This window comes from Paenibacillus sp. FSL L8-0494, from assembly GCF_038003695.1.
Lineage (GTDB): Bacteria > Bacillota > Bacilli > Paenibacillales > Paenibacillaceae > Paenibacillus_AQ > Paenibacillus_AQ odorifer.
Window position 1 is genome coordinate 6,107,827 of record NZ_JBBOPQ010000001.1, and the last position, 12,186, is coordinate 6,120,012.

11 protein-coding genes and 1 other annotated feature are annotated in these 12,186 nt (G+C 44.1%); of the genes, 1 reads left to right on the top strand and 10 read right to left on the bottom strand.

Annotated elements, in window-relative coordinates:
* Positions 1–63 precede the first annotated feature (63 nt).
* The 4 genes from NYE35_RS27525 to NYE35_RS27540 all read right to left on the bottom strand — a co-directional run bounded on the left by NYE35_RS27525 (position 64) and on the right by NYE35_RS27540 (position 6,096).
* Positions 64–1,356: an Nramp family divalent metal transporter gene (locus tag NYE35_RS27525; protein WP_076104178.1), complete on the bottom strand. Its 1,293-nt coding sequence runs from the start codon at positions 1,354–1,356 to the stop codon at positions 64–66.
* Between the two features lie 206 nt (positions 1,357–1,562).
* Positions 1,563–3,242 (bottom strand): glutamine--tRNA ligase/YqeY domain fusion protein, encoded by a 1,680-nt coding sequence (locus tag NYE35_RS27530; protein WP_094903329.1) that lies wholly within the window; start codon positions 3,240–3,242, stop codon positions 1,563–1,565.
* Between the two features lie 81 nt (positions 3,243–3,323).
* Positions 3,324–3,584: a binding site (T-box leader), on the bottom strand.
* Between the two features lie 45 nt (positions 3,585–3,629).
* Positions 3,630–5,186: an SAM-dependent methyltransferase gene (locus tag NYE35_RS27535; protein WP_094903327.1), complete on the bottom strand. Its 1,557-nt coding sequence runs from the start codon at positions 5,184–5,186 to the stop codon at positions 3,630–3,632.
* A gap of 55 nt (positions 5,187–5,241) precedes the next feature.
* Positions 5,242–6,096, bottom strand: coding sequence for a copper amine oxidase N-terminal domain-containing protein (locus NYE35_RS27540; protein WP_094903325.1), 855 nt, complete (start codon positions 6,094–6,096; stop codon positions 5,242–5,244).
* 164 nt (positions 6,097–6,260) lie between these two features.
* On the opposite strand from NYE35_RS27540, the gene NYE35_RS27545 reads away from it, so the two are divergent.
* Positions 6,261–7,445 (top strand): oxalate decarboxylase family bicupin, encoded by a 1,185-nt coding sequence (locus NYE35_RS27545; protein ID WP_094903323.1) that lies wholly within the window; start codon positions 6,261–6,263, stop codon positions 7,443–7,445.
* Positions 7,446–7,462: 17 nt separating this feature from the next.
* Here the strand turns inward: NYE35_RS27545 and arsC are convergent, their stop codons facing one another.
* From arsC to NYE35_RS27575, 6 genes are all read right to left on the bottom strand, one after another.
* Positions 7,463–7,882 carry an arsenate reductase (thioredoxin) gene (gene arsC / locus NYE35_RS27550; RefSeq protein WP_076296875.1) on the bottom strand — a complete coding sequence of 140 codons (420 nt, stop codon included), beginning with the start codon at positions 7,880–7,882 and terminating at the stop codon, positions 7,463–7,465.
* Positions 7,883–7,903: 21 nt separating this feature from the next.
* Positions 7,904–9,193 (bottom strand): arsenic transporter, encoded by a 1,290-nt coding sequence (locus NYE35_RS27555; RefSeq protein ID WP_076273496.1) that lies wholly within the window; start codon positions 9,191–9,193, stop codon positions 7,904–7,906.
* A 128-nt stretch (positions 9,194–9,321) separates the two neighbouring features.
* Entirely contained in the window at positions 9,322–9,648 is a 327-nt protein-coding gene (locus NYE35_RS27560) for an ArsR/SmtB family transcription factor (protein ID WP_036680319.1), read from the bottom strand.
* An 81-nt stretch (positions 9,649–9,729) separates the two neighbouring features.
* Positions 9,730–10,146, bottom strand: a complete 417-nt coding sequence (locus tag NYE35_RS27565; protein ID WP_094903321.1) for a GNAT family N-acetyltransferase — start codon at positions 10,144–10,146, stop codon at positions 9,730–9,732.
* A gap of 27 nt (positions 10,147–10,173) precedes the next feature.
* The gene (locus tag NYE35_RS27570) at positions 10,174–11,517 is read right to left on the bottom strand and encodes a sensor histidine kinase (protein WP_094903319.1); all 1,344 of its coding nucleotides are present in this window, start codon (positions 11,515–11,517) and stop codon (positions 10,174–10,176) included.
* Positions 11,518–12,186 (bottom strand): response regulator transcription factor, encoded by a 669-nt coding sequence (locus NYE35_RS27575; protein ID WP_038573388.1) that lies wholly within the window; start codon positions 12,184–12,186, stop codon positions 11,518–11,520. It abuts the gene before it with no gap.

Genomic DNA, 12,186 nt, shown 5'->3' on the forward strand with positions numbered 1-12,186 from the left:
ACCCATGTATCTCTCAGGTATGATCTGAGGAGATTTGTGGGTCGGGCTCTTTTGACTGCTTCCTTATACGAGCATTTGATAGACCAAGAACAAGTTCAACGATACAACCAGACCGGAGATAATCCAGCCCAGAGTGGCTGTCATTTTGCGGTTCACTAACCCGCCCATAATCTGGCGGTTGCTTGTAAACACAACCAGTGGAATCAACGCGAACGCAATCCCAAAGGACAAAATCACTTGACTTATTACGAGTGCCTTCGTTGGATTCACACCAAAACCAATGATCGCTAGTGGGGGAATGATGGTAATCGCACGGCGCAAGTACAGGTTAATTCTTTTGTTGATGAAGCCTTGCATAACCACATCGCCAGCCATAGTCCCTACGGAGGAACTCGACAGTCCCGCAATGAGTAGTCCCAGCCCAAACGAGATCGCCGTTACTGGCCCAGCTAAGTGACCAAATTGCTGAAACGCGACATCCAGATCCTCAACCACGAGACCATTTTTGAAAAACAATGCCGCGGAGACAATTACCATAGCCAGATTTACTGCACCTGCGATAATCATCGCAATAATAATATCTATAAATTCCAATTTGAAAATCTGTTTTTTCTCCGATTCATTCACCCCGACGATACGGTTCTGTGTAAGTGATGAATGCAGGTAAATCGCATGTGGCATCACGGTTGCACCTAGAATTCCTGCGGCCAAAAGGATGCTGTCCACCCCTTCAAACTTAGGTGTAAACATGCCTACGGCAACTGCTCCCATATCCGGTTTAGCTACAATAACTTGAAAAGCGAAGGCTAATACGACTATAAGGATCATCGCGGCAATCCCTGCCTCTAGGGAGCGGTATCCCCGGCGTTGCAGCTCTAAGATAGCAAATGAGCCCACCGCAGTAATCAGTGCTGCTGGCAGCATGGGAATATCAAATAAGAGATATAATCCTAATGCCGCCCCGATAAACTCTGCCAGATCCGTAGCTATAATCACCAGTTCACTTTGAATCCATAAGAAGATAGATACACTCTTCGGAAAACGATCATGAGCGATCTCAGGCAAGTTCTTGCCTGTCGCAATCCCCAGCTTGGCGGATAACGCTTGGATTAGTACAGCCATTAGATTAGAGGCTACGATCACCCACAATAAAAGATATCCATATTTGGAGCCTGCCGTAATATTGGTGGCAAAATTACCCGGATCCAGATAAGCAACTGCAGCGATAAAAGCTGGGCCTAGGAAAGGAAGTAATCGTTTAATCCCTTTGATCTCCCCGTTAAGTACGGCTTGTGCTGAAACAGAGTTCTTATGTTGTTTTATATGTGGTTGTTCTACTAAAGTTTGTTCGAGCATTTCAATTCCTCCTCTTGCCCTGAAAAAGTTGTCTATATACACGAAAGTTTCCCCTGTGCAACTTATATTTAAAGTATATGCTTATTTCTGAAAAATGTAAATATGTTTCATATGGAATTTTCATTTGCTTATAATACTTATGACCAATAACAAAAAAAGCTAGACGATGATCAGAAATTACCCGATCTTCGCCTAGCTTAAGCTGCTTATGAATTTTTCTTCCATGTGTCCTTCAACGGTACTATCCGATTCAGCACCAGCTTATCTGCCGTGGTGTACTTCGTATCCACACAGAAAAATCCATGCCGGATCAATTGAAATTTATCTTCTGGCATTGCGTTGCCCATCGATGGCTCCAGCAAACAATCCTTCAGGATCGTCAAGGAATCCGGATTAAGATACGCGTCCCAGCGCTCACCGTCTTCTTTAGGACCGTCGTTATCTTTCAGCAGCCGCTCATATAGATGAACATCAGCTTTGATAGCATGATCTGCCGATACCCAGTGAATGGTTGCCTTAACCTTCCGTTCATTAAACCCGCTTCCGCTCTTCGTTCTCGGATCATAGGTGCAGCGAAGCTCTAGGATTTCTCCGGTAACTTCGTCCTTGATTACTTCGTTGCATTTAATGAAATAAGCACCCTTTAGCCTTACCTCGTTCCCCATAGTCAGCCTGTGATAACCTTTTGGCGGCTCCTCCATGAAATCTTCTTGTTCAATATAAAGGGTTCGTGAAAAAGGAACCTCTCTTTCCCCAAGTGACTTATCTTCACTGTTATTCTCAATCGTCAGCCCTTCATTATGATCCTCAGGATAATTAGTAATGACCACTTTTAAAGGCTTAAGAACAGCCATCACACATGGAACCTTTGCCTTCAAATCTTGTCTAAGCGCATGCTCTAACATGGCAATATCCACAATGGTGCTATTTCTGACAAATCCAATTTCCTTCACAAAATTCCGGATACTCTCCGGTGTAAAACCTCTTCTGCGTAAACCGCGAAGCGTAGGAAGTCTTGGGTCATCCCAACCGTCCACATAATGGCCTGTAACCAGCTGTCTGATATACCGTTTACTCGTCACAACTCCGGTGATGTTCACCCGTCCAAACTCTCTTTGCTTGGGAGCTTCAGGGGTATCCAGCTCATTCAGTACCCACTCATAGAGCGGCCGATGATCCTTAAATTCAATCGAGCATAAGGAATACGTAATCCCTTCGATAGCATCTTGTATAGGATGGGCAAAATCATACATCGGATAGATACACCATTCGTTACCCGTTCTATAATGCTCCGCATGAATGATTCTGTAAATCACCGGATCACGTAAGTTGATATTAGGTGAGCTCATATCTATTTTAGCCCGCAACACTCTGGCTCCCGTCGGATAATCTCCAGCTTTCATCTCCGTAAATAACCGCAAATTCTCTTCTACAGAACGCTCCCGGAACGGGCTGTTTTTTCCCGGCTCCGTAAGCGTCCCTCTATAGGCTGTCACCTCTTCAGGTGATAAATCACAGACATAAGCCTTTCCTTTTCGGATTAACGTAACTGCGCTATTGTATATTTTCTCAAAATAATCTGATCCATAAAAAATATGGTCCGGTGGATAGCCCATCCATTGAATATCTTCGATGATGGCATTTACATACTCCAAATCCTCTTTTAAAGGATTGGTGTCATCAAAGCGCAAATGGAACTTCCCGCCATACTTTTTCGCAGTCGTATAGTTCGTGTGAATAGCATACGCACTGCCAATATGCAGATACCCGTTAGGCTCAGGTGGAAATCTCGTGCAAATATCTCTACTGTAAGTCCCTGCTCCCAGCTCTTCTTGAATCAATCTGTCGATGTAGCTCTCTGCTAATACTTCCGGTTCCTCGTTCATTGGTGTTACCTCCTGTTTATAAGTGATATCCGCCTGCTTAATCTGCAAAATAAAAAGAACCTCACCTCCAAGACTTATGGTCTTGGGGACGAAATTCTCGCGGTACCACCCCAGGTTCATTAATATGTCACCATATTAATCTCATCAAGTACGGCAAAACATCTTACGCAGTGCTTATACTCTAGCTCTATAACAGGAGCTCCCGTCATACCATCCCCTTAGTCCGGTTCCGATATGCCGCTCAGAGGCTTGTTTCGATAAAATCCCCCTTACCCTGTTCTCATCATCCAGGGCTCTCTGTGAAGAAATGATTTCATGTACTCTTCTCGTCATCGCGTTTGATTATTTTGTATAGGATACCAAAAAGATAACCCTATGTAAATGTGCTTATTCTTCGTTCAGCGCCGTTAGAAGCTCCAATACTACTTCATTGTCAGGCTCTGCAGACAAAGCTCTACGCGCGTATTCCAATGCAGCAGCTTCAGCTCCTAGCTCGTAGTTACAAATTGCCATGCTATAAAGCACTGATGCTAATGGTTCTTCCGTATTGGCATGCATAGAGCGTTCTAAGTAAACCAATGCTTCCGCGAATTTATCCATTTCATACAGCAGTAACCCCGCATCTAGCGACAGGTCATAACTCTGTTCCATCGGATAATAGCCAGTCCACATCAACTGTATTCCTCGCTGTAAATCCAGCATTTCTTCATCACTGGCACTGGGCAGTAGCTCCGAAATCTGTTCAGCACTATGGATAAACCATTCAGCATCATACCCACCCAAACGCCAAAAGGCCAAAATTTGCTGCAGCCCCATCGTATCTAATTGCTGATCCATCCATTCCTTCATACTAAAGAAATCATCGGGACCAAAACGTTCTATAAACCGCTTGTAACCCAGCCGAGTATTTGTATAGCTCAACGGAGTTGGAAGCATAAGAATACAGCCGATGTTCAGGTTTTTATAGTAATGACTGGTGAATATTGAATGCGCCCCTTTTTGTTTCAGCACATGTTCTATCGCATGATAATTCGCAGTCAAAGAGAAGCTTCCGTGATGAATCAGCAATGGAGGTTCTGCAAATTCCCAGTTCTCTAAGCGATGGTCGCCCTTATCCGCTGTAAGCAGCACGAATCCCTCTGTAGAGAGCCGCGCAAGCCGCTCCAGACAAGTGAGCCCCACCACCGGAAAGAGTATATGTGAATCCTCCAGCTTCTGCTGATAAAGCGCTATAACGTCATGATAGGGATAAGTCTCCTCTTCATAACTAGCCGCACGCCGATAATGGTACTGCGGGATGATTTTGCCGAGCGCATCGGAGGGGTTATCCGGATCAACTTCCGCCGAATACTGGATCGAAACCTCACATTCATATATTTTTCCTTCATCCACATAAATTAATTCTTGCGGAATGCTGTCAAAAAAATAATTTGCCACAATCACCAATGGCTGCTGTAAATCACCCGGCCGAATGCTGAGCTTAGCGTGTACTAAATGTAGTTCTACATCCTGCACAGCATCAAAACGTGCGAAGTCCAAAATACCCTGCTCTACGTAAGGAAGTAGGCTCGGGTGCTGCTGCCAGCTGGATATATTTTTGGAAGGCAAATCACTCATCACATAACGAAAACGAGGAAGAGGAATATCTGCGTAGTCTACGATTTCACATAGCTTTTTAAGCACATGGAAGGCTAACCGGCCTGCTCCAGCTCCAAGTTCTAGAATCGTAACGGTCTCTGAGAGATGCCCTTGTCCAGCCCGGTCTTGCAGGAATCCAAAGATCATCTCTGCGTATGCTGTCGCAATCATAGGGTTACTCGTGATGTACTGCGGGACCTGATCATTATTCCAAGCCTTTAATCCCTGCTCTTCATAATATGTTCGTTGCAATTCCCAAATCGGTGCTTCGCTGAAGCGATATTGCTGCTCTTTGTTACCTGTCATCTGTTTCTTTACCCGCTCTCTGTCTAGCTTGTTTGAATAATCTATAGCAATTGCCTTATTGCGCTCTCAATGTGCGTGACCTGAAAATGACGTATTCAGCCTCTGTTGGAATGGAAACGGAAAATGATAATAATGCCGCCTTGGAGGTTGAAGAATCAGGTCCTTTCAACGTTTGATAAAAAGAATTTCCTTTACTGTCCACACTCACCAGCTCTAATTCCGCGTTTCCTTTAGGGATGATGAATCCGGAGGTATTTTGCACGCCTAAGGTTAATCTATATTCTTTCCCGGATTGAGCCTGCGTTAGCATAGTAGGATATAAAGGATACGGATGTGCTGTCGTTTCGAGTGGATAAGGAGCAAGGGCAAGATCTGCCTCAGGCTTCACCCATTCCTCCCCTTTTCTGGCTCCAATGCCAAGGGTTAATTTATTCACATTATTAAATTGCACTTCCCAGCGAAAAGACTTAAGCCCTTCTAAAATAGGGGAAGCCGGAACAAACAGAGTGCCATCCTTTACCTCTGGAGCAACGCCTAATGATTCTACGGTCTCCCCATTAAAATCTGCCTCTAGCTGCCCTGCTTTAATATTTCCTACAGATCGGTCCAACAGTGAAACAGTAACACTCTTGCTCAGAGCGTCATAGAACAAATCTGCACCAATCGCATTGGAGAAGGCTCGAATCGGCACCATTAATTTACCTGCTTTGAAATAAGGGGCGAGTTTACCTGGAAAAAGCACGTAATATCCCCCGTATGACAGTGGCATTACCTGTGTCCCTAACTGGACAGCTGCTGACACCGATGTAGGTGTAACCGCAGATCCCGCGGCGAACATAATCACTAAAAGACCTATTACATAAGCTTTTATTTTCCCTAATCGTTGTAAGGACTCCTTGATGTGAATCATCACAAACCCCTCTCCAGTTCATCTAGAACCTTAGCCTCTATTAGTAATAATCAATGATGACCCTACACATGTCAACTTGTACCACTTCTGCTATCCATCATAAAAGACAGCATTCCGCATATATTTTCATTGAACTCTTAAGGAACAAGAAAGGAGAACATCTTATGACTTCTGCTGGACAGGATTCGGCAAAAAAAACAAACATCCCCCAGCCCATCCGAAGCGATGGCACAGGGGGATTAGATAAAGGACCCCGCGACGTTATGCGGGATCTTGAGAATCCGGATATGTTCGTTCCTCCGGTGACTGATGCGGGCCTGGTTCCCAATTTGAAATTTTCTTTCTCCGATGCGCATATGCAGCTTAATCATGGTGGCTGGTCCAGAGAAGTAACCGTCAGAGAACTCCCTATCGCAACTACACTGGCAGGTGTGAATATGAGCCTGACCCCCGGTGGAGTACGAGAGCTTCACTGGCATCAGCAAGCGGAATGGTCTTATATGCTGTTAGGCCGCGCTCGGATTACTGCTGTGGACCAGAATGGGCGGAACTTTATAGCAGATGTAGAACCTGGTGATCTATGGTATTTTCCGCCGGGTATTCCTCACTCTATACAAGGTCTTGAAGAAGGCTGCGAATTCCTCCTAGTCTTTGACGACGGGAGCTTCTCCGATCTGAATACCTTGTCTATTTCCGATTGGTTCGCCCATACGCCCAAAGAGGTTCTTTCAGCTAACTTTGGAATACCTGCCGAGACCTTTGACTCCATCCCCACTGAACAGGTTTACATTTATCAGGATCAAGTTCCCGGCTCATTACAAAGCCAAAAGGTGCAGTCGCCTTACGGAGAAATTCCACAGAGTTTCAAACATTCGCTATTGGCACAGCCTCCATTGAAGACTCCTGGCGGGAGCGTCAGAATCGTTGATTCCAGCAACTTTCCGATCTCCAAGACCGTGGCTGCTGCACTGGTAGAGATTGAACCTGGAGGAATGAGAGAACTCCACTGGCACCCCAACAACGATGAGTGGCAATATTATCTTACCGGAAAAGGACGGATGACTGTGTTTGCCGGAAACGGTGCGGCACGTACCTTTAATTACAGGGCTGGCGATGTTGGGTATGTTCCTTTTGCATTTGGACATTATATTCAGAATACAGGAGAAGAATCGTTGTGGTTCCTCGAAATGTTCAAAAGTGATCGTTTTGCCGACGTCTCTCTGAACCAATGGATGGCTCTCACTCCCCATGAATTGGTTCAAAGTAATTTGAACGTTGGACCCGAAGTGACCGATGCCTTACGGAAAGTGAAATGGCCAGTGGTGAAATACCCTAAGTTAAAAGAATAGGTTACTTCCTCCTTTGCTTATTTACCAGTCTCTGCAAAATGTTTGATTCTATCTCCAATCTGGTCACGCACACGCTGGAACACTGCCCACTTCTCTTCATCCGTCCCTTGCGCTTTTGCCGGATCATCGAAGCCCCAGTGTTCCCGTTTGACCTTCGGAGGGGTCATTGGACATTTATCCGCAGCATCTCCACATAAGGTAATGACCAGATCCGCGTTGTTCAGCAGATTAGCATCAATAATATCCGAGGTCTGGCCCGTGATATCTATGCCTACTTCGCTCATGGCTTGTACAGCTTTTGGATTTAGACCGTGAGCTTCAATACCTGCACTGTACACGCTCCATCCTTCTCCTAGATATTGCTTAGCCCAGCCTTCAGCCATCTGACTTCTGCAGGAATTCCCTGTACATAAAAAATAAATCGTTCTCTTGTTCATCTTGATCTTCCCCTATTCAAATTAGTTAATTAACAACCACATATAAAGACCTAAAAGCGTAATAAATAACGTTGGAATGGTTAAAATAATACCTGTCTTAAAATACGTTCCCCAAGAAATCTTCACGCCTTTAGCCGAAAGTACATGCAGCCACAGCAGTGTGGCGAGTGAGCCAATCGGAGTGATCTTCGGTCCTAAGTCCGAACCTATAACATTCGCATATATTAAAGCCTCTCTAATGATTCCAGTGGTATGCGTCGCATCAATGGCAAGCGCGTCAATCAGAACGGTAGGCAGATTATTCATCAGCGATGAGATCAATGCAGCTATGAAGCCCATACCCATCGTTGCGGCAAATAAGCCCTGATCAGCAATAGACCCAATCATCTTAGCAAGTAAATCCGTCAGCCCAACATTCCGAAGTCCATATACTACGACATACATTCCAATAGAAAAGAACACAATCGCCCAAGGCGCTCCTGTAATCACTTCTTTCACCTTGACGAAAGGGCTTCTTCTCGCGAGAAGCAGGAACAAAATAGCTATGATCCCCGCAACCACAGATACCGGAATACCTAAAAATTCGCTGACAAAATATCCTACTAATAGAACAGCCAATACAATCCATGAAAGCCGAAACATTTTTTTGTCTTTAATCGCCTCATGCGGATCTTTTAGCTGTGAATCGTTAAAGTGCTTGGGAATACTTTTGCGAAAAAAGAAATAGAGCACCACGATGCTCGCCACAAGTGAGAACAGCGTAGGTATGATCATCTTGCCTGCATACTCCATAAACGTAATCCCGAAAAAATCCGCCGATACGATATTGACCAGATTGCTGACCACGAGCGGCAGTGAGGTGGTATCGGCAATAAAACCGCTGGCGATAATAAACGGAAATACTTTTTTCTCATCAAAATGCAGCGCCCTTACCATCGCAAGCACAATAGGCGTAAGAATCAGAGCCGCTCCATCATTCGCAAAAAATGCAGACACTAACGCGCCAAGAACGATGACGTACACAAACATTCGTCTGCCATTCCCGCGGGCAGCCCGTGCCATATGTAAAGCAGCCCATTCAAAAAATCCGATTCGATCCAGAATTAAAGAAATCAGAATAATAGCCACAAACGCTAAAGTAGCATTCCACACGATCTGCGTTACATCCAGAACATCATTAAAGCTGACTACCCCAGCTAGCAAAGCTATGATCGCGCCACCGCAGGCTGACCATCCAATCGATAAATTACGGGGCTGCCAGATTACAAGGATTAAAGTTACTAAAAATATAAGGATAGCTACAATAGGCAAAGTGCCATCCCCCTTTTACTGCCAATCCACATCTTTTTCAACACTCCTATATAAGCATGTGACTTCAATCCAACATCATTATATAACTATATGGTTATATATAAATCAAAAAAATCCTTACCTGAAATTTAGTCGCAGCATGGCTCTTTAGCCTCTTTATTCAGTTCAGCCAATATCGATTTGGTACTAGGCATCTGTTGAAGAACAGCCTTAAGATGTGGTTTATCCTCGACATTTAACGAATAATGTACCCACTGTCCCCGCTTGCTTTCCCTAACGATTCCTCTACTTTTCAATTTCCGTAAATGCTGGCTAATCGCCGGCTGGGAAATGTCAAAGATATCAACGAATTCACACACGCACCATTCCCGCTCTTTCAGAAGAGAAAGCATTGCCAATCGGGTCTTATCTCCGAATAGCTTCAAGTCTTCAGCAATTTCCGTTAGTGTCTGCATTCCTTCTCTCCTCCTTTCGAAAGTATATAAGCTAATACTTATATTCTAGTGAACTTACCAGTGGGAAGCAAGAGTTAATTTTTAGCGGGCTACCGTCCACTCATGCTCCAACATACTGAACATCAAAGAATCCCGCCACCCATCTTTAATAAGTAAAGCATCCCTTAATCTTCCTTCATAGGTCATACCTATCTTGGTGAGCACCTTGGATGATCCACTATTCCTAGGGTCACAGGTCGCGTATATTCGATGTAGTTGCAGTTCTTCAAAACCGAACTTTAACATTCGTCTGGCCGCTGCTGTAGCGACTCCCTGTCCCCAGGCATCAGGATGGACAATATAGCCGATTTCGCCGCTTCTGTCCGTATGGCTTCTAATGTTTAATTCAATCATGCCGATCAAATGTTCAGTTCCTACTGCAACTATGGCTTGCGCGAACCGAGTTCTGGGAACTTTTTGAGAGTCTTCTAGTGCTTGGTTTACAAATGAAAGGGGCAGCGTTAGCCTTAAGCTTCAGCTCATTAACTATTCATAGGGCTGAGAGATAGGGATCGAGACGATAAACTGGGTTCCTACCCCAACCCTGCTCTCCACTTCTATTTTACAATCATGCATTTTTAGAATTTTTAATACAATGGATAATCCAAGTCCATTCCCTTTATGAACGCTGCTCCGCGCTTTATCCACCATATAAAAACGATCAAAAATGCAGGGCAATGCTTCCTCTGGTATGCCTTGACCAGAATCTTTAATAGAAACCTTCACAAACTCTATAGAACGCACGATTTCGACATGAATGATACCCTCTTGGCTTGTATATTTTATAGCATTATTGATTAGGTTTTGCCAGACTTGATCAAATAAATCTTTATCCACCGTAATTTCGCAGGGCGATAAATCTAATTCTATCTGAATGTTTTTCTGTGCCCATTGGGGTTCCGCCAGAACGATCGCTCTTCTTAACTGTTCATCCAACTGGAAAGTGGTGAGATTAACCGGATGATGTTCTGAATCGAGCGAGGCTAATCTAAGCAGATTGTCACTTAGGCGGGATAAGCGCAGCGTTTCCTGATAAATAATATCCAGATGCTCTTTTTGCTCTTCTACTGGAACGACACCATCTTGCAGCGCTCTAGTAAACCCTCTAATCGACGTAAGCGGAGACTGCATTTCATGAGAGACATTGCTGACAAAATCATCACGAACTGAATCTATCTTTTGCAGCTCACTAGCCATATGATTAAAGCTTTCCATCAGTTCCCCGAACTCATCTTGATTTTTATGCGTCAATCGTACAGATAAATCGCCTGATGCCATTTTCTTAGCAGCTTCCGTCAGACGTTTGATAGGCTTCACAATGAAACCGGACATCAAGAGAATCAGTAAACTTCCGATGACTAAAACCGTTAGAAGTGTAAAAAATACGTTACGTCTGAATGTGATCAAGCTCGACGAAAAATCAATTTTAATGATGAGCGCAGCTTTCTCCTTATCTACGATGGGAATGCCAACAATAGCAACACCAGACTTATCATTAAGCATCACTGCGTCTGTGGAGTCTGGCTTAAATAGAGCGGCAACCTTCTCCTTATCCACTGAAAAAACAGCATCACTCCACTCATTCACTCTCACTTTCGCAATATCGACACCATATTTATTGAGTAGTTTAGTAAATGCCTGTGTTTTTTCCGGATCATCGATTAGGGTAAGCACTTTGGCTACGTCTCCAGCTACTCTAATGAAGATATGGTTTGGGGTCACATTATTTTCGGAAAACCGTACATTTAGCAAAAAAGAGATCATTAAGCTGACGATCACAATCCCAATGAACGTAATGACAATACGCAGACGCAGGCTTTTTTTCAACATTTAGGCCAACTCCAGACGGTATCCAAGTCCTCTTACCGTAGAAATAATTAGCTCAGGAATCGATTCCAATCTTTCTCTCAGACGTTTGATATGCACATCTACCGTACGCTCGTCGCCTTCATAATCGACACCCCAAATATTTTCTATGAGCTGAGAACGCGTGAATATTTGCCCTGGCGAACCCGCCAGAGCAAATAACAACTCACATTCCTTTTTCTTCAACTCCACCGTTCTCTGAGCCGCAACAACTGTCAAATTCCCCAGATCAATCATCACTGCGCCTAATTGAATCACACTCGAGGAGGTTAAATGATATCTTTTTAATAGTGATTTTACCCGCAGGACCAATTCTATGGGATCAAACGGTTTGACTAAATAATCATCTGATCCGGCATTAAATCCTCTGACTTTGTCCTTAGATTCTCCTCTAGCTGTAACCATCAGAATTGGAATATCGATATAAGATCGGATATCTTCGGTCAATTCAATACCATCTACATTCGGCATCATTACATCTACAATCGCCAAATCGATCTTTGTATGCGCTAGAATGTCTAATGCCTCTTGACCGTCTGCTGCTTCCACTACGGAAAATTGGTTTTTTTCAAGATATAATCGTATTAATCTACGGATATGAGAATCATCATCCGCCACTAGAATCGTGTTCAT